The sequence below is a fragment of the Mycobacterium ostraviense genome, from assembly GCF_002705925.1.
Taxonomy (GTDB): Bacteria; Actinomycetota; Actinomycetes; order Mycobacteriales; family Mycobacteriaceae; genus Mycobacterium; species Mycobacterium ostraviense.
On record NZ_NKRE01000001.1, the window covers coordinates 2,435,739 to 2,455,620 of the forward strand.

Below are 19,882 nucleotides of genomic sequence, written 5' to 3' on the forward strand. Positions count from 1 at the left end.
GCACCACGCCCGGCAAGCCTAGAATCGGGGTCCGTGGGCCTCGAGGACCGAGATGCATTGCGGGTGTTGCGCGACGCGTTCGCCCCTTCGGAGGGTCGCAACGACCTGGTCCGCCGGTTCTACACCACCTGGTTTGCCATCGACGTTTCGGTGCGCGACCTGTTTCCTCCCGAAATGGACAGTCAACGAGCAGCTTTCGCGCATGCGCTGCACTGGGTGTATGGCGAACTCGTCGACCAGCGCGCCGAGGAACCGGTGACCTTCCTGGCCCAACTCGGCCGGGACCACCGCAAATACGGCGTCCTCCCAACCCAATACGACACCTTGCGCCGCGCGCTGTATCAGACACTGCGCTTCGAACTGCGCGATTCCTGGACTGACGCCGTCGAACGGGCCGCCGAGCAGTCACTCAACCTGATCACCGGGGTGATGAGCGGCGCCGCCGACGCCGAGCAGGGGCCCGCGTGGTGGAACGGGACGGTGGTCGAACACACCCGGGTGTCGCGTGACCTCGCGGTCGTCCGCCTGCATCTGGAGCAGCCGCTGGACTACCACCCCGGCCAGTACGTCAACGTCCATGTCCCGCAATGCCCCCGCCGCTGGCGATACCTCAGCCCCGCCATTCCCGCCGACGCGGGCGGCCGGATCGAGTTTCACGTCCGGGTGGTGCCCGGCGGCCTGGTGAGCAACGCCATCGTCAACGAGACCCGCCCCGGTGACCGGTGGCGATTGTCCAGCCCGCACGGCGACTTCCACGTGGACCGCGACGACGGCGATGTGCTCATGGTCGCCGGCAGCACCGGCCTGGCACCGCTACGGGCACTGATCATGGCCCTCAGCCGGTTCGCGGAGAACCCGCGAGTCCACCTGTTTTTCGGAGCTCGTTATTCCTGCGAGCTCTACGACCTGCCCATGCTGTGGCAGATTGCCGCACACAATCCGTGGCTCTCCGTCTCGCCGGTCTCGGAGTACCCCCGCGACCCGTCCTGGGCCGCCGACTACCCCGACGTGTCGCCGCCGCGCGGCCTGCATGTGCGTCAGACCGGGCGGTTGGCCGACGTGGTCACCAAGTACGGCGGCTGGGGCGACCGGCAGATCCTGATCTGCGGTGGCCCGAACATGGTCCGCGCGACCAAGGCCGCTCTCATCGCCAAAGGCGCACCGCCGGACCGTATTCAGCACGATCCGCTGTTGCGGTAGGGTGACGCCGGCCGCGGTACCGGCCCATACCAGAAACGCCGGCGGCGGAAGCCGCCGATCAGGCCGGGCCGGCCGATTAGGCTGGCGGGGTGCACGTCGTCACGCTGCGCGACCCGTCCTCCCTGGTGGCAGCACAATTCGTGCCCGCGGCCGGGATGATCGGCAGCGCACTGACCGACGAGGGTGTGCAACTGCTCGGTCAACGAAAGGGCCTGGACGCCTACATCACCGCGGGAAAGACGATGGGGATACCGATTCTGTATCCGTGGGCGAATCGGCTGGGCGCCAATACCTATACCGCCGAAGACGCGACGGTAACGCTGACTCCGGGAGCAAACGGAGTTCGCACCGACTCCGCCGGGCTACCCATCCACGGCGTCTTGGCCGGATACCCGGGCTGGCGAGTGACGGCCGAATCGACGAACGAGCTGACCGCCGAGCTGGACTTCGGCGCAGACCCCAAGTTGCTGGCCAGCTTCCCGTATCCGCATGTGCTCGAGGTGGCGGTACGGCTGGCAGACCGGACGTTGACGGTGCGCACCACGGTCACCGCGACCACGGACCGGGCGGTGCCGCTGTGCTTTGGTTTCCACCCGTACCTGCACGTGACGGATGTCGCGCGCGGCGATTGGATGATCGAGACACCGCCGCTGCGGCATTTGTATCTCGACGAGCGGGGATTACCCACCGGCGAGACGGCCGAGCGACCGGCGATGTCACAGCAATTGCGTGACGAGGCTCTTGACGACTGCTACGACCAGGTTGGCGATGGTTCGGTGTTCGCGGTCTCCGGTGGCGGCCGGCGGCTGGAGGTGCATTTCGAATACGGCTTTCCGGCGGCGCAGATCTTCGCGCCCCCTGGTGAGGATGTGGTGTGCTTCGAGCCGATGACCGCGCCGACGGACGCGTTGCGCCGCGGCGGCTATCGGGTTGCGCGTCGCGGCGAAGCGGCGGTCGCCCGATTTTCCATCCGTGTGTGAGCGCTATAAATGCAAAAAGACCCGGATACGCCATCTCTGAAGTTTTTCTCCGAATCAAAGACGGTCCGCCGTCACACCTCTGAATAATCATTACGCTGGGACACTCACGGACCCGAGGGATGCGACGACATCACCTGCCTCTGCGACGGCGACCAACGGTTCCAGGCAGGAGAGCTGATGAATTTCGCGGTCTTGCCACCGGAGATCAATTCGGCGCGTATGCATCTCGGCGCCGGGCTGGGGCCGATGCTGACCGCGGCGGCGGCCTGGGACGGGCTGGCCGTCGAGTTGGGTTCGGCTGCGACCTCTTTTTCCACGGTAACCACGGGACTCACGGGTTCTCTGTGGCTCGGTCCGTCCTCGGCGGCGATGGCCGATGCCGCCGCGCCCTACCTGGGCTGGTTGAACGCCGCGGCGAACCAGGCCGAGCAGGCGGCCGTGCAGGTACGGCTGGCCACAGCCGCGTTCGAGGCGGCGCTGGCGGCCACGGTGCATCCGGCCCTTATCTCGGCTAACCGCAGCCAGTTTGTGTCGCTGGTGTTGTCGAACCTGTTCGGGCAAAACGCTACCGCGATAGCCGACGCTGAAATTCAATACGAACAGATGTGGGCCCGGGACGTGGCCGCGATGTTCGACTACCACGCCGGGGCGTCCGCGGCTCTGTCCACCTTGACGCCGTTTCCGTCGACGCTGCGGGGTCTGGCCAACCTGGCGGGTCCGACGGCGAGCGGGTACGGTACTGCCGCGGTCAACGCGGCCGCAGCCGCAGCCGCAGCCGCAGCGCAGGACATCACCGTCCCCTTCCGCAACGTGGGGTTGGCCAACGTCGGCCAGGGCAACCTCGGCAACGCGAACATCGGCGACTTCAATTTCGGCTCGGGCAACACCGGCAGCGGCAACATCGGCAGCGGCAACATCGGCAGCGGAAATGTCGGCTTCGGAAATTCCGGCTCACTATTGACCGCGGGCATCCGCAATATCGGCTTCGGAAACACCGGTAATAACAACATCGGTATCGGTAATACCGGCGATAACAACATCGGCTTCGGCAACACCGGCAACGGAAATAGCGGTATCGGACTCAACGGGGACCACCTGCGTGGGTTCGGCGGCATGAATTCCGGCACCGGTAACGTCGGCTTCTTCAACTCGGGCACCGGCAACGTGGGAATCGGGAACTCGGGCAGCGGCAACTGGGGCATCGGAAACTCGGGCAACGGCTACAACACGGGCATCGGCAACTCGGGCGACGTCAACACGGGCTTCTTCAACTCCGGCATCGTCAACACCGGTATCGCCAATTCCGGCAGCTACAACAGCGGCAATTGGAACTCGGGCAGCTTCAATACGGGCGGTTTCAACGTCGGCGACTACAACACCGGTTGGATCAACTACGGCAACTACAACACCGGCATCCTCAACGTCGGCGATGTCGACACCGGCGCTCTTATCTCGGGGAACTACAGCAACGGCATTTTGTGGCGGGGCGATTACCAGGGCGGCGGCCCGGGCATCGGAAATACGACGGGCGTCCCGTCGTCGGGCTTCTTCAACTCCGGCAGCGGCAGCACATCGGGCTTCTTCAACTCCGGCGCCAACAATTCGGGCTTCCTCAACTCGTCGACGGGGACCATCGGGAACACCGGAATCGATAACTACGGCGCGCTGCAATCGGGCCTGCTGAATACCGGGAACACCATCTCGGGCCTGTTCAACGTCAGCACGCTGAGCCTCACGGCAGCGGCCTTCGTCTCGGGCGCCGCGAACACCGGCAGCCAAATGTCCGGCTTCTTCGGTGGCCCGTCGAACTTCAACATCGGCTTCGCCGACACCGGCAGGCTGAACTTCGGCAACGCCAACATCGGCAGCTTCGATGTTGGCAGCGGGAATGTCGGCAGCGTGAACTTCGGCAGTGGAAATGTCGGCGACGCCAACCTGGGCAGCGGGAATGTGGGCTTTTTCAATGCCGGCTTCGGGAACTTGGGTAGCTATAACATCGGCTCGGCAAATCTGGGCAGCTACAACGTCGGCCCCGCGAACTTCGGCGAATTCAACATCGGCTTCTGGAACGCCGGCGACAGCAACCGCGGATTTGCGAACACCGGCGACAACAACGTCGGCTTCGGCAATACCGGCAGCAACAACATCGGTGTCGGCCTCACCGGCACCGGCCAGGTCGGGTTCGGTGCCCTGAACTCCGGCACCAACAACGTCGGCCTGTTCAACTCCGGCGCCAACAACATCGGCCTGTTCAACTCGGGCACCGGCAACGTCGGCATCGGAAACACCGGCACCGGCAACTGGGGAATCGGCAACCCGGGCACCGGCAACACCGGCATCGGCAACACGGGCAGCTACAACACGGGCCTGTTCAACGCCGGCATCGTCAACACCGGCTTCGCCAATACGGGCGACTACAACACCGGAGCCGCCAACAGGGGCAGCTTCAACACCGGCTGGTACAACCCCGGCGACTACAACACCGGATGGGCCAACCCCGGCGACTACAACACGGGCTTGTTCAACACCGGCAACGTCAATACCGGAGGGGTCAACTCCGGCGACTTCAATAATGGCTTCTTCATCAGTGCCGACAACCAGGGCCAGATCGCCGTCAACCTGAATATCACCACGCCGACCGTACCCATCGACTTCGATATTCGAATCCCGGTCTACAAGGTATATCAACTCGGCGGCCAGGTATATACCATTCCCGGCTTTTATTACCCCAAGACGGCTTTTGGAAACTTCTATCTCGGTCCGATGACCATTCCGACGTCCACGATCTCCGCTCCGTACGTGACCCTCACTACCGGCAGCCCCACTAATCCGATCGAGATATCTCTCCACGGCGCCCTCGAAGGGCGGACCATCCCGATCATCAATATCGTCGCGGCACCGGGTTTTGGGAATTCGACGAGTGCTCCGTCGTCGGGGTTTTTCAACAGTGGGTCGGGCGGTTCGTCGGGGTTCGGCAATTTTGGGGCCAACAATTCGGGGTGGCAGAATTTCTCGACGGGGGTGCTGGGGAATTCGGGGTGGCGAAATGTGGGGGCGTCGCAGTCGGGTCTGGCGAATCTGGGAAACACCATCTCGGGCTGGTACAACACCAGCACCGTCGATCCGGCCAGCGTGGCCCGGGTTTCCGGGGTGGCCAACATCGGCACCGATCTGTCGGGGGTGCTGCACAGGGCGTCGGGCACCTTGTTCAACGCCAGGCTGGGCAACGTGGGTCAGCTCAACCTGGGCTGGGGCAATCTCGGCAGCTTCAACCTGGGCAGCGGCAACATCGGCGACTACAACCTGGGCAGCGCTAATATCGGCGACTACAACCTCGGCAGCGCCAACATCGGCAACGACAACATCGGGTTCGGCAACACCGGCACCGCGGTGGTCTCGGGGCTAAACAACATCGGGATGGGCAACACCGGCAGCCACAACCTGGGCTGGGGCAACACCGGGGTCGGCAACATCGGCTTGGGTAACAGCGGCACCGGCAATATCGGCATCGGGCTTAGCGGTGATCATCAGGTCGGGTTCGGCGGATGGAACTCCGGCACCAACAACGTGGGCCTGTTCAACTCCGGTGCCAACAACATCGGTGTGTTCAATTCCGGCAGCGGCAACTTCGGTATCGCCAACTCCGGCAGCTACAACACCGGCATCGCCAACACCGGCACCACCAACACCGGATGGTTCAACTCCGGGGCGGTCAACACCGGCCTGGCTAACGCCGGTGGCTACAACAGCGGCTGGTACAACACCGGCACCACCAACACCGGCATCGCCAACCCCGGCGAACACAACACCGGCTGGTTCAACACCGGCACCGACAGCACCGGCATCGCCAACACCGGCACCCTCGACACCGGCGCCTTCATCACCGGCGACATGAACAACGGCCTGCTCTGGCGCGGCAACTCCCAAGGCCTCTACGGCGGCAATTACACGATTCATGTGCCCCAAATTCCGGTCAACGTGAACGGGACGCTCTTCATCGATATCCCCATTACCACGGCCTTCGACGGCAACACCGTCTACAGTGGCATGACCATCAGCGATATACCCTTCGGGTTTACCAACCATCTAGGTCCGATCCCGGCGCTGGTAGGCACAATCAATGCGTTGTACATCCCGCAAATCACGCTGGCCAGTCCCACGCCTGCGCCGCAGGGAACCATCGGCTCGCCGAGCACTTTGCTACCTATCACCGGGTACGGCACCATCGGTCCGTTCGACATCACCATTTTCAATTTCGGCATGGCGCCCGGCTATGGGAATTCAACCACCCTGCCGTCGTCGGGTTTCTTCAACACCGGATTAGGCAGCTCGTCGGGATTCTTCAATGTCGGCGCCAATAATTCGGGCTGGCAGAACGTGTCCTTCGGAAGCGTCGGAAACTCGGGAATAAAGAACTGGGGTTCGGCGCTGTCGGGACTGGCGAACCTCGGCAACACCATGTCGGGCTGGTTCAACACCAGCACGCTGGACCTGTCCACACCGGCCAATGTTTCCGGACTCCAAAACGTCGGCGCCAACCTGGCGGGCTTTTTCCGGGACTATGTCACCGGTACCACCGATTTTAATATCGGTCTCGGTAATTCCGGCGATTTAAACGTAGGTTTCGGCAATATCGGCGACTACAATTTCGGCTCAGGTAACAGCGGTAGCTTGAACTTCGGTAGCGGTAATATCGGGCTTTACAATGTGGGGCCCGGCAACGTGGGTAATTACAACATCGGGTCCGCGAACCTGGGCAGCTACAATATCGGTCTCGGAAACTTGGGCGCGAACAACTTCGGCTTCGGGAACCTGGGCGATTTCAACGCGGGCTTCGGGAACGCGGGAGACGCCAACATCGGCTTCGGGAACACCGGCACCGGCAATATCGGCATCGGGCTCACCGGCACGGGCCAGGTCGGATTCGGGGCTCTGAACTCCGGCACCGGCAACAGCGGCTTGTTCAACTCCGGCACCAACAACATCGGCTTGTTCAACTCCGGCGCCGGAAACGTGGGTATCGGAAACTCGGGCACCGATAACTGGGGCGTCGGCAACTCCGGCCATATCAACACCGGTGTGCTGAACGCCGGTGATGTCAACACCGGATTCTTCAACGCCGGCAATGTCAACACCGGTATGGTCAACGCCGGTAGTTACAACTCCGGCAGTTTCAACCCCGGCAGTTTCAACACGCTTGGATTCAACGCCGGCAACTACAATACGGGCTACCTGAACACCGGCGACTACAACACCGGTTTGGCGAATTCCGGCAATGTCGATACCGGTGCTTTCAACCTGGGCAGCTACTCCAACGGCGTCTTGTGGAGAGGTGACTACCAGGGCTTGGTGGCCATCGACTATGAGATCGTCATTCCCGACACCGCCATCCCGGCGTATCTGAGTCTTCAGGTGCCGGCCAATCTCCCATTCAGCGGCACATTCGGCTCCCTCGTTCTGGAGAGCTTCACGCTTCCCAAGTACACCGCCGATGTCAAAATACTCGGCTTTCTGAAGTTGCAGGCAGTCAGCGTCGGCCCGATCACCATTCCCAACATTTATATCGACCTGCCGTCGTTTTCCGGAACTCTCGGCTCACCCAGTTCTGTTCTGGAACTCAGCGGTCCTGGCAGCATCGGACCCATCAGGATCCCGATCGTCCACATCCCGGCGGCTCCAGGCTTCGGAAACTCGACCATGGTACCGTCGTCAGGCTTCTTCAACACCGGCAACGGCAGCTCATCGGGAATCGGCAATGTGGGCGCCAACCTTTCGGGCTTCTGGAACGCGGCGTCGGGCAGCTCGGGAATCTCTGGGTACAAAAACCTTGGCGACCTGCTGTCGGGCGTGTCCAACTTCGGCAATACCGTGTCGGGCTTCTTGAACACCGCGGCGACGAATCTCACCATGGCCGCCGATGTGTCCGGTATCGGAAACACCGGCAGCGATATTTCGGGTCTGTTCAATGGTGTGTCGAATATCAATCTGGGGTTTGCCAACCAGGGTAGCTTCGACGTGGGCAGCGGAAACGTGGGCAGCTTCAACCTGGGAAGCGGAAACGTCGGCAGTGACAACGTCGGCTTTGGAAACTTCGGCGACGGCAATATCGGGACCGGAAACTGGGGGAGCCGCAACGTCGGTCCCGGTAACTGGGGCATGCACAACATCGGCCTGGGAAACTTGGGCACCAACAACGTCGGTCTGGGAAACCTGGGCGACTTCAATGTCGGTTTCGGAAACGCCGGCAACTCCAATATCGGCTTCGGGAATGCCGGGACCAGCAACATTGGCATTGGGCTCACCGGTACCGGCCAGGTCGGATTCGGTGCGCTGAACTCAGGTAGCGGCAACAGCGGCTTGTTCAACTCGGGTACCAACAACGTCGGCTTGTTCAACTCGGGCACCGGAAACGTCGGTATCGGAAACTCGGGCACCGGAAACTTCGGCATCGGCAACGCGGGCACCGCCAATAGCGGCATCGCCAACCCGGGAATCGGCAACTGGGGTTATGGGAACCTCGGCGACTACAACACCGGCATCGCCAATTCCGGAAGCATCAACACCGGCATCTTCAACACCGGTGACGTCAACAGCGGCATCGCCAACCCGGGCGACTACAACACCGGCTCCTACAACACCGGCGACACCAACACCGGCATCGGCAACGCCGGCGATTACAACACCGGCTGGTTCAACACCGGCGACTACAACACGGGCTTGCTCAATTCGGGCGACGTCAACACCGGCGTCCTTATCGCCGGTAACTACAACAACGGCTTTCTGTGGCGGGGTGATTACCAAGGTCTGATCGGCTTCAAGGCCGGAATCTATGTTCCCGAATTCCCGTTGCTGAATCTGGGTTTGGGCCTGCCGGTGAACATTCCACTCAACCTCGGCATCACGGACCTCAACGTAACCGGATTCACCATTCCCGAGTTCAGGGTGGGCGTCTTGAACTCCGACTATCTTAGCGTCGACATCGGACCCATCGTCATCCCCACCATTACCGGCGTCCTGCCCCAGCTGACCGCCCAAATCGGCTCACCAACGACGTCGGTGGCTGCCGTTCTCACCAGCGGCGTGGGCCCCATCGACGTGACGTTCATCGATATTCCCGCGCGGCCGGGTTTTGGGAATTCGACGAGTGCTCCGTCGTCGGGGTTTTTCAACAGTGGGTCGGGTGGTTCGTCGGGGTTCGGCAATTTTGGGGCCAACAATTCGGGGTGGCAGAATTTCTCGACGGGGGTGCTGGGGAATTCGGGGTGGCGAAATGTGGGGGCGTCGCAGTCGGGTCTGGCGAATCTGGGAAACACCATCTCGGGCTGGTACAACACCAGCACCGTCGATCCGGCCAGCGTGGCCCGGGTTTCCGGGGTGGCCAACATCGGCACCGATCTGTCGGGGGTGCTGCACAGCGCGTCGGGCACCTTGTTCAACGCCGGGCTGGGCAACGTGGGTCAGCTCAACCTGGGCTGGGGCAATCTCGGCAGCTTCAACCTGGGCAGCGGCAACATCGGCGACTACAACCTGGGCAGCGCTAATATCGGCGACTACAACCTCGGCAGCGCCAACATCGGCAACGACAACATCGGGTTCGGCAACACCGGCACCGCGGTGGTCTCGGGGCTAAACAACATCGGGATGGGCAACACCGGCAGCCACAACCTGGGCTGGGGCAACACCGGGGTCGGCAACATCGGCTTGGGTAACAGCGGCACCGGCAATATCGGCATCGGGCTTAGCGGTGATCATCAGGTCGGGTTCGGCGGATGGAACTCCGGCACCAACAACGTGGGCCTGTTCAACTCCGGTGCCAACAACATCGGTGTGTTCAATTCCGGCAGCGGCAACTTCGGTATCGCCAACTCCGGCAGCTACAACACCGGCATCGCCAACACCGGCACCACCAACACCGGATGGTTCAACTCCGGGGCGGTCAACACCGGCCTGGCTAACGCCGGTGGCTACAACAGCGGCTGGTACAACACCGGCACCACCAACACCGGCATCGCCAACCCCGGCGAACACAACACCGGCTGGTTCAACACCGGCACCGACAGCACCGGCATCGCCAACACCGGCACCCTCGACACCGGCGCCTTCATCACCGGCGACATGAACAACGGCCTGCTCTGGCGCGGCAACTCCCAAGGCCTCTACGGGTTCAACTACACGATTACCGTTTCCGAAATCGCCGGGTTCTTCGACTTCTCCGTGTTCGGCGATATCCCGGTAACCGCCACCGTCACCCCGGCCGACGTGGAAGCCTTCACCATTCCGACAATTCCCTTCAGCGGACTCAACGACCATCTCGGCGGCAAAGTCGAAGGCACGGTTGGTCCCATCTCCGTATCAGCCATCTCCTTCAGCATCGGCAGCCCCGCGGTGAACCTGCATTTCGGCAGCTCCGACGGTTCGCCGGTGGTGGACATCGGTGGTGGCGGCAGTGTCGGCCCCATCTATATTCCGCTCATCGACATCCCGGCCAGTCCGGGCTACTTCAACTCCACCGTGCTGCCGTCGTCGGGTTTCTTCAACGCCGGCACGGGCAGCTCTTCGGGCTTCTTCAATTTCGGTGCGAACAATTCGGGCTGGCAGAATGTCTCTTTCGGGAGCCTCGGAAGCTCGGGGATCAAGAACTGGGGTTCGGCCCTGTCGGGCCTGGCCAACCTCGGCGACACCATGTCGGGCTGGTTCAACACCAGCTCATCGGATCTGTCGGCCCCGGCCCATGTTTCAGGACTCCAAAACATCGGCACCGACTTGGCGGGCTTCTTCCGCGACGGCACGAGCACGGTGTTCAACGTCGGGCTGGCCAACCACGGCATCGTGAATTTCGGCAGCGCCAACATCGGCAACGACAACCTCGGCAACGGAAATGTCGGCAGCTTCAACCTGGGTAACGCCAACATCGGGGACCACAACGTCGGCAGCGGCAACATCGGCAGCGCCAACGTCGGCAGCGGCAACATCGGCAGCGGCAACATCGGGTTCGGAAACGTCGGTAGCTCGTTGACGGCCGGACTGAGCAACATCGGGATGGGCAACACCGGAAGCCACAACTTCGGCTGGGGCAACACCGGAGACGGCAATATCGGCTTCGGTAACACCGGCAACGGAAATATCGGTTTTGGTCTCACCGGCGACAACCAACGCGGCTTTGGCGCGTTGAACTCCGGCAGCGGCAACATCGGGTTGTCCAATTCCGGGACCAACAACATCGGCATCGGCAACTCCGGCACCGGAAACTGGGGTATCGGCAACTCCGGCGACTACAACACCGGCATCGGCAATTCCGGTAGCACCAACACCGGAGTGTTCAACTCCGGCACCGCCAACACCGGGATCGCCAACTCCGGCAACTACAACACCGGTTTCTACAACGCGGGCGAAACCAACACGGGCAGCTTCAACACCGCAGACCACAACTCGGGTGGCTTCAACTCAGGCATGTACAACACCGGGTACTTCAACGCCGGCGACTACAACACCGGCATCGGCAACACCGGTGACGTCAACACCGGCGCCTTCAACTCGGGCAACTACAACAACGGCTTCCTCTGGCGAGGCGATTACCAAGGCCTGGTTCAACTCTCCTACAAAGTCACAATTCCCGAATTCCCGTATCAGGGCGGCGTGCACGGTGACGTCGTGTTACCAATCCAGGGCACCATCAACCAAATCACCCTGGACGCATTCACCATTTCCAAGATCCGGATCAAAGTCGTCTTGCACCAATGGCCGGGCATAAATATCACCGTCTATGACGGTGACATAGGCCCTTGGACCATTCCCGCGAATGAGCTTGCGGCTCCGATTAATCTCGATGACATCGTTCACACAACCTTCGAAAAATCCGGCGGTGGCACCGCGGGCCCGTACACCTTCGGTTTCGACTTCGTCCAGGGACCGGGATTCTTCAATTCGACGACGAGTCCGTCGTCGGGCTTCTTTAACTACGGCAGTGGCACGTCGTCCGGGTTCTTCAACTCCGGCGCCGCGCTATCGGGAATCATCAACACCGGCACTAACCAATCGGGTATGTGGAACGCCGGCGGACTGGAGGACTCGGGCTTCTTCAACTACGGCACGCTGGCATCGGGCCTGTTGAACAGGGGCAACACCATCTCGGGCATATTCAACACCAGCACAGTGGATCTCGCGACGCAGGCATTTGTTTCCGGCGTCGCAAACATCGGTACCCAAGTGTCCGGCTTCTTCCACAACGTCCGGCTGCCGTAACTGCCGTTCGCTCGTCCGCTTCGCGCCAAGACCGCCACCCCGCGGCGTTGATTCCCGACTTGCCTCGCGATTCTCGGTCCGGCGATGAGGGCCACACTCGGTGCGAACGAATCCCCGGGCATGGCTCGGATACGTGGATCCGGTAGTCGACAGAAGGCGCTGCGCGACAGACCAATAGGCGATTCCCCATTGCGATAGCGCCGGTGCTAGCGCATTTGGGAGTCGCCTTATGCCTCGGCCCCACGGTACTGACGTGGCTCAGGTGATTAGTGATGCCCTCGAGCACACATCCGGACCAGCTTCCCGGCCAACCGGCACGTCACCTACAGCTGGCCAGGAACGGGGACTTTCACATGGCCACGGACACGGGACACACCCTTTCATCGACAAGCCAACGGGCGCAACAAATTTGTTGCTCACCGGCGGGCAAAAGAGACACCCCGAACCAAAGATCGGAACGTCGCCGCTCCCGCAGATGGCGTTCGCGATGATGTTCACCACCAGCAGTCGTACGTCGAGAAAGCTTGCAGATGTCCCAACAGGCCTACAGGCTCGGCGGATCGACCACCAACCTGCGTGAATCGATCGCGGGCTGAGCCGAGAATCGGCTGCCTGATCGCGTTCAGTCAGCTACATCCAGTCCCAAATCGGTTGGAATTACTCTGCACCCGCGCCGCTGCCGCACCGGAAAACCACGCGTACCGGCCGCTGCTGATGGCGCCGTTCGCCGCGCCGCTGACGCGGGCTCCGGCTGATGGCGCCGTTCGCTCGCCCGCTGACGCGGGCTCCGCTCACCGGCGCGGCTCATCGGCGCGGTTCACCGGCGCGGTTGCCAGAGGACCAGGGCCGTGCTCTTGGGCAATACCGCAAGCTCACGACGTTGATTGGCGCGCAGGACCGCCAATTCCTCGGCCATCTCCTTGACCCTCGCCTGCAGCGCTTCCACCTGATTCGTCAGCTCGATGATGCGCTTGATGCCGGCGAGATTGACGCCTTCTTCCTGCGAGAGATGCTGCACATGACGCAGCAGATCGACATCGCGCTCCGAATAGCGCCGCCCCCCACCCGAAGTGCGCCTCGGGCTGACCAAACCCAGCCGGTCATAGGTGCGCAGCGTTTGCGCGTGCATGCCGGCCAGCTCGGCAGCTACCGAGATCAGAAACGTCCGCGACTCGTCCTTCTTGGCCATCAGCGATTACCCGCCCAACCGGCCCTGGGGTTGAACCCGCTGGACCGCTCAGCCGCCGCATAGGCCTGAAGTGCCTCTTCGGCGGCGCCTTCCAAGTTCGGCGGAACGGCCACCTTCACAGTGACGAGCAGGTCTCCGCTACCGCCGCTGCGCTTGGGCACGCCACGTCCGCGCACCCGCAAGATGCGACCGTCGGCGGTGCCCTTCGGCACCCGAACGCCGACGGTCCCATCCAGCGTCGGCACGGAAAGTGTTGAACCCAAAGCTAATTCGGTAAAGCTGACCGGAACGGTCACGGTCAGGTCATCACCGTCACGCCCGAACACGGGGTGCGGCCGAACATGCACCGTCACATACAGATCTCCCGACGGCGCACCGCGCAACCCGGCTTCGCCTTGGCCGGGCAACCTGATCCGCTGCCCGTCCTCGACGCCCGGCGGGATCCGCACATTGATGGTGCGGGTACGGGTGGTGACGCCCGTGCCTTTGCACTCATCACACGGGTGCTCGATGATCGAGCCGCTACCCCGGCAATCGGTGCAGGGCTCGGAGAAGCCGAAAGCGCCCTGGTTCCGGTTGATCACCCCGGCGCCGTTGCAGGTCGGACACACCTTAGGGCTGGTGCCCGGGCGCGCTCCGCTGCCGTGGCAGTTGGTGCACGGCGCCGGACTGGTCAGCCGCAACGGCATCGCCACGCCCTTGGCGGCCTCCACGAAATCAAGCTCGGTCTCGGTCTCCAGATCGTTGCCGCGTCGCGGCCGGCTGGGACGGGCGCTGCCGCCGCGGCCGAACAACCCGCCGAACAAGTCACCGATATTGGTCCCGCCGGAACGGCTGGCGGCGTCGAACAAATCGTTGAGGTTGAACTCGGCACCATCGGAGCCGTAGCTGCCGCCCCTGAAACCCCCGAAGCCGCCGGCGTCGAATCTACGGCCACCGAAACCGCCGCCGGCGAAAAGCCGGCGCGTTTCGTCGTACTCCTTGCGCTTGGCCGGATCGGTGAGCACTTCCTTTGCCTCGGAGACCGCCTTGTAGCGATCCTCGGCCGCCTTGTTGCCCGGATTCCGGTCGGGATGATTCTCGGCGAGCAACTTTCGAGCCACCCGCTTGATTTCTTCAGCGGTGGCATCAGAGGAGACGCCCAGCTCCTTATAGAAGTCCTTCTCGACCCATTCTCGCTGGGCCACGTTGCGTCACCTCCTCACCTTCGTCTCTGTAGTTATGTCTCGCCTGTGATTCTCGGCCTTATTCACCGGGCACGTCGGCGTTATCGCTCGTGTCGGGCTGCTTGGTTTCGACGGGCTCCTCGCCCGCGGGCGGTGTGTCCGATTCGGCCGTGTCGTCGGCAACGGTGTCGACGACGGCGACCAGGGCATTTCGCAGAACATGCTCACCGAGCTGGTAGCCCTGCCGCATGACGGTTCCGATCACCGGCTTGGCGTCTTGTCCGCCACCGCCCTCGTGCTGCACCGCCTCGTGCAGCACCGGGTCGAAATCCTCGCCCTCGGTGCCAAATGGCTTCAACCCCAGGCCGGTCAACGCGCTCATCAGCTTGTCGGCGACGGCCTTCAGTGGCCCGGAATCCAGGTCTCCGTGCTTGCGCGCCCGCTCGATGTCGTCCACCGCATGCAGCAATTGGCTGACAACGGCGGCCTTGGCCCGGTCCGCCGCGGCCTGCTGGTCACGCAGCGCACGCTTGCGATAGTTGGCGAAGTCGGCCTGCACCCGTTGCAGGTCGGCCGTCAACTCGGCAACCTTTTCCGCAAGTTTGTCGGTACCGACCGCCGAACTTCCGGGTACCGTCCCTCCCGGCGTATCGCCGGGAGGGACATGGCGTACCTCGCCCGTTTCTGGATCGATGCGCCGCTTGTCAGTGACCGTCACCTGTTCGTGTGGGTTGCTGTCGGTCACTTGGACTCCCGATCGTCGTCGACCACCTCCGCGTCCACCACGTCGTCAGCTGAGCTCGACGGGCCGCCGCCCGGCTGTGCCGCGCCGGCAGCGCTAGCCTCAGCCTGAGTGGCCTCGTAAATCGCCTGTCCAAGCGCCTGCGACTCGCGGCCGAGCTTTTCCATCGCCGACTTGATCGCGGCGATATCAGTGCCACCAAGTGCCGTCTTCGCCTCCGCGACCGCGGCTTCGACCTTGCTCAGCGTCTCTTCGGGGACCTTGGAGCCACCGGACTCGGACGCTGCACCCCGTTGTTCAGCGACGAACTTCTCCGTCTGGTAGACCAGCGTCTCGGCCTGGTTACGCACGTCGGCCTCTTCGCGACGCTTGCGGTCCTCCTCGGCGTGCGCCTCGGCGTCCTTGATCATCCGGTCGATCTCTTCCTTGGACAGGCCCGAGCCTTCCTGGATCCGGATGGTGTTCTCCTTGCCGGTGCCCTTGTCCTTGGCCGTGACGTGCACGATGCCGTTGGCGTCGATGTCGAAGGTGACCTCGATCTGCGGCACGCCGCGGGGCGCCGGCGGGATACCGGTCAGCTCGAAGGAGCCGAGCAGCTTGTTGTGCGCGGCGATCTCGCGCTCACCCTGATAGACCTGGATCTGCACCGACGGCTGGTTGTCGTCGGCGGTGGTGAAGGTCTCCGACCGCTTGGTCGGGATCGTGGTGTTGCGCTCGATCAACTTGGTCATCACGCCGCCCTTGGTCTCGATACCCAGGCTCAGCGGCGTAACATCAAGCAGCAGAACGTCTTTCACCTCGCCTTTGAGGACACCGGCCTGCAGAGCTGCCCCCACCGCTACAACTTCATCGGGGTTGACGCCCTTGTTGGGCTCCTTGCCCCCGGTGAGTTCCTTGACCAGGTCGGTCACCGCCGGCATCCGGGTCGAGCCGCCCACCAGCACCACGTGATCGATGTCGGACACCGAGATACCGGTGTCGGCGATCACCGACTGGAACGGCTTGCGGGTGCGGTCCAGCAGGTCTTGGGTGATGCGCTGGAACTCTGCCCGGGTCAGCTGCTCGTCGAGGAACAGCGGGTTCTTGTCGGCGTCGACGGTGATGTAGGGCAGGTTGATCGAGGTCGACTGGCTCGAACTCAGCTCGATCTTGGCCTTCTCGGCGGCTTCCCGCAGCCGCTGCATCGCCATCTTGTCCTTGGTCAGGTCGATGCCGCTGGTGCCCTTAAACTTGTCGACCAGCCAGGTGACGATCCGGTCGTCCCAGTCGTCGCCGCCCAAGTGGTTGTCACCGCTAGTGGCGCGGACCTCGACCACGCCCTCGCCGATCTCCAGCAGGGAGACGTCGAAGGTGCCGCCACCGAGGTCGAAGACCAGGATCGTCTGTTCCTTCTCGCCCTTGTCCAGGCCGTAGGCAAGCGCGGCGGCGGTCGGCTCGTTGACGATCCGCAGCACGTTGAGGCCGGCGATCTGGCCGGCGTCCTTGGTGGCCTGGCGCTGGGCGTCGTTGAAGTAGGCGGGCACGGTGATCACCGCGTCGGTGATGTCCTCCCCGAGGTAGGCCTCCGCGTCGCGCTTGAGCTTCATCAGGACCCGCGCGCTGATCTCGGGCGCGGTGTATTTCTTGCCGTCGATTTCGATGGACCAGTCGGAGCCCATGTGTCGCTTGACCGAACGCACGGTGCGGTCGACGTTGGTCACCGCCTGGTTCTTGGCGGGCTGGCCGACCAGCACCTCGCCGTTACGCGCGAACGCGACGACAGACGGAGTGGTCCGTGAGCCCTCGGAGTTGGCGACCACGACGGGGTCACCACCCTCCAGCACGCAGACGACGGAGTTGGTGGTCCCGAGGTCGATTCCGACCGCACGAGCCATGGTGATTCCTCCTGAGTATGTAGACCTTCTGTACTGCACTATGCTGAGTGAACCCCGCTCAAGCCTGCTCCCAGCGGGACTTGCTGTCAAACAGGGTTGAGCTTAGTCCACTCAACTTGTCGATCATGCTAACGGTGTCGGTCTCGAGGTTGTTCCCGGGGTGGGCGTCTTGGTTTTGGCTGGCGCGGCGCTCTTCGTTCATGGACTGTGCGCTGGCGGCGTCGACTGTGCGCGTAGGGCTTCGACTGTGCGCGTAGGGCTTCGAGCGTGCACGTAGGGTTGAGTCCGCCCGCTCAGACACGCCGCCAGCGCACACCCGAACCCGCCAATGCACACTCGACGCCGCCACCACACAGTCGACGCCCATTCAGCCGGCCACGCTTGACGGTGCGTCATATCGCGGGAGTGGGATAGCCTGGCACCCAGTCTCGCGGCGTTTCCGCAAGCTACGGCGATAAGGAATTCGATGGCACCGCCTCCTAGCATGCTTACCCGCGAAGACGCCGGTTACCACAAAACCCTCAACAATCGGCAGCTGCAGATGATCGCTCTCGGCGGCGCCATCGGGACCGGACTTTTCCTCGGCGCCGGCGGTCGGCTCGCGTCGGCGGGACCGGGGTTGTTCCTGGTCTACGGAGTCTGCGGGATCTTCGTCTTCCTGATCCTGCGCGCGCTGGGCGAACTTGTCCTGCACCGCCCGTCGTCAGGTTCGTTCGTGTCCTATGCCCGCGAATTCTTCGGCGAGAAAGTAGCTTTCGTCGCGGGCTGGATGTACTTCCTGAACTGGGCCATGACCGGAATCGTCGACACCACGGCGATCGCACATTACTTCCATTACTGGACGGCGTTTCACGTGATTCCGCAATGGGCGCTCGCGTTGGGCGCGCTGCTGGTGGTGTTGTCGATGAATCTGATCTCGGTTCGCCTCTTCGGGGAATTGGAATTTTGGGCCGCCTTGGTCAAGGTGCTGGCGCTGGTGGTGTTCCTCGTCGTCGGCACGGTTTTCCTGGCCGGACGTTTCAAGGTCGACGGCCAGCAGACGGGGGTATCGCTGTGGAACAGCCATGGCGGACTGCTGCCGGCCGGCCTGCTGCCGCTGGTGCTCGTCACGTCCGGGGTGGTGTTCGCCTACGCCGCCGTCGAACTGGTCGGCATCGCGGCCGGGGAAGCGGCCGAACCGGAAAAGGTCATGCCACGAGCGATCAATTCGGTGGTGTTCCGCATCGCGGTGTTCTACATCGGCTCGACTACGCTGCTGGCGCTACTGCTGCCCTACACCGCCTACCGGGAACACGTGAGCCCGTTCGTCACCTTCTTTTCCAAGATTGGTTTTGCCGGCGGCGGCAGCCTGATGAACCTCGTGGTGCTCACCGCCGCACTGTCGAGCCTGAACGCCGGGCTGTATTCCACGGGACGGATCCTGCGATCGATGGCCATCAACGGCAGCGGGCCGAAATTCACCGTACCGATGTCGAAGAACGGTGTGCCGTATGGCGGAATCCTGCTCACCGCCGGAATCGGCCTGTTCGGCATCGTCCTCAACGCCGTCAAACCGAGCCAGGCTTTCGAGATCGTGCTGCATATCGCCGCAACCGGAGTCATCGTGGCCTGGGCGACCATCGTGGCATGCCAATTGCGATTTCACCGGTTGACGACCGCCGGGACGTTGCAGCGGCCGCATTTCCGGATGCCGCTATCCCCCTACAGCGGCTGGCTCACGCTGGTGTTCCTGGTGGCCGTCCTGATCCTGATGCTGTTCAACCAGACATACGGTCGCTGGATGCTCGCCGCGATGCTCGTGGGTATTCCCGCCCTCATCGGCGGCTGGTATCTGGTGCGCCACCGCGTGCTGACCACCGCCCAGCACACCGCAGAAGCGACCCAGCCCACCCAATAGCGCATCACAGCGGTTCGTCGATATCGACGCCGCTGGCGAGGTCGCCACAGTCGACGACCTCGACCCCGGGCGCCCCCCGCAGATACGCGGCCGCCCCCTGGTCCCCCGAGATCGCGGCCAGCACTGCCGGCCAATGCCTGCGGGCGATCACCACCGGATGTCCGGGCCGCTGGCCGAAGTAGGCCCGCGCCAGACCACTGCGGGACGCCACCGCGCGGTTGACCACTCGCGCCACCACCGAGGCGTCGACATCGGGTGTATCGATAACGTGTAAGACTGCGTAGTCCCCGTGCATCCGATCGGCCTGGGCAAGGCCGGCGCGCACCGACGCGCTCAGCCCCTGTTGCCAATCCGCGGCGGTAATCGCGATGACACCGGGCGGGACCGCCACCTGGGCAGCGCCCAGAACCACGACGACGCCGGTGCAACCACCGCCGGTCAGCGCATCCAGCGCGGCCTCGAGCCAACCGTCCACGAGGACCTTCGGACGTCCGTACCGCCGCCCGGCACCTGCGGCTAAGAGGAGTCCGACGACTATCGACTCCGATAATGCCACTCTCATATGATGACATTGGCCTTCTCAAAAGGCGAC

9 protein-coding genes are annotated in these 19,882 nt (G+C 63.1%); 4 read left to right on the plus strand and 5 right to left on the minus strand.

Going from position 1 to position 19,882, the window contains the following annotated elements; translation table 11 throughout:
- Positions 1 to 33: 33 nt before the first annotated feature.
- The 3 genes from CDN38_RS11200 (at position 34) to CDN38_RS11210 (ending at position 12,422) form a co-directional block, all read left to right on the plus strand.
- Positions 34 to 1,200 (plus strand): FAD-binding oxidoreductase, encoded by a 1,167-nt coding sequence (locus CDN38_RS11200; RefSeq protein WP_075513180.1) that lies wholly within the window; start codon positions 34 to 36, stop codon positions 1,198 to 1,200.
- An 89-nt stretch (positions 1,201 to 1,289) separates the two neighbouring features.
- Positions 1,290 to 2,180: an aldose 1-epimerase gene (locus CDN38_RS11205; RefSeq protein WP_075513179.1), complete on the plus strand. Its 891-nt coding sequence runs from the start codon at positions 1,290 to 1,292 to the stop codon at positions 2,178 to 2,180.
- 177 nt (positions 2,181 to 2,357) lie between these two features.
- Positions 2,358 to 12,422, plus strand: coding sequence for a PPE family protein (locus tag CDN38_RS11210; protein WP_099318954.1), 10,065 nt, complete (start codon positions 2,358 to 2,360; stop codon positions 12,420 to 12,422).
- A gap of 817 nt (positions 12,423 to 13,239) precedes the next feature.
- Here CDN38_RS11210 and CDN38_RS11215 read toward each other — a convergent pair.
- The 4 genes from CDN38_RS11215 to dnaK are packed head-to-tail and all read right to left on the minus strand — an operon-like array spanning position 13,240 to position 17,393.
- A complete protein-coding gene (locus CDN38_RS11215; RefSeq protein ID WP_075512324.1) occupies positions 13,240 to 13,611 on the minus strand; it encodes a heat shock protein transcriptional repressor HspR in 372 nt (123 codons plus the stop codon).
- Positions 13,611 to 14,798 (minus strand): molecular chaperone DnaJ, encoded by a 1,188-nt coding sequence (gene dnaJ, locus CDN38_RS11220; RefSeq protein ID WP_075512323.1) that lies wholly within the window; start codon positions 14,796 to 14,798, stop codon positions 13,611 to 13,613. The genes CDN38_RS11215 and dnaJ overlap by 1 nt, the downstream gene beginning before the upstream one ends.
- 58 nt (positions 14,799 to 14,856) lie before the next feature.
- A complete protein-coding gene (gene grpE, locus CDN38_RS11225; protein WP_075512322.1) occupies positions 14,857 to 15,522 on the minus strand; it encodes a nucleotide exchange factor GrpE in 666 nt (221 codons plus the stop codon).
- Positions 15,519 to 17,393 (minus strand): molecular chaperone DnaK, encoded by a 1,875-nt coding sequence (gene dnaK / locus CDN38_RS11230; protein WP_075512321.1) that lies wholly within the window; start codon positions 17,391 to 17,393, stop codon positions 15,519 to 15,521. The genes grpE and dnaK overlap by 4 nt, the downstream gene beginning before the upstream one ends.
- Positions 17,394 to 17,859: 466 nt before the next feature.
- Between dnaK and CDN38_RS11235 the strand changes: the two genes are divergently transcribed.
- A complete protein-coding gene (locus tag CDN38_RS11235) occupies positions 17,860 to 19,290 on the plus strand; it encodes an amino acid permease (RefSeq protein WP_075512320.1) in 1,431 nt (476 codons plus the stop codon).
- A gap of 4 nt (positions 19,291 to 19,294) precedes the next feature.
- Here CDN38_RS11235 and CDN38_RS11240 read toward each other — a convergent pair whose 3' ends face one another.
- Entirely contained in the window at positions 19,295 to 19,852 is a 558-nt protein-coding gene (locus CDN38_RS11240) for a nucleotidyltransferase family protein (RefSeq protein ID WP_075512319.1), read from the minus strand.
- Positions 19,853 to 19,882 lie beyond the last annotated feature (30 nt).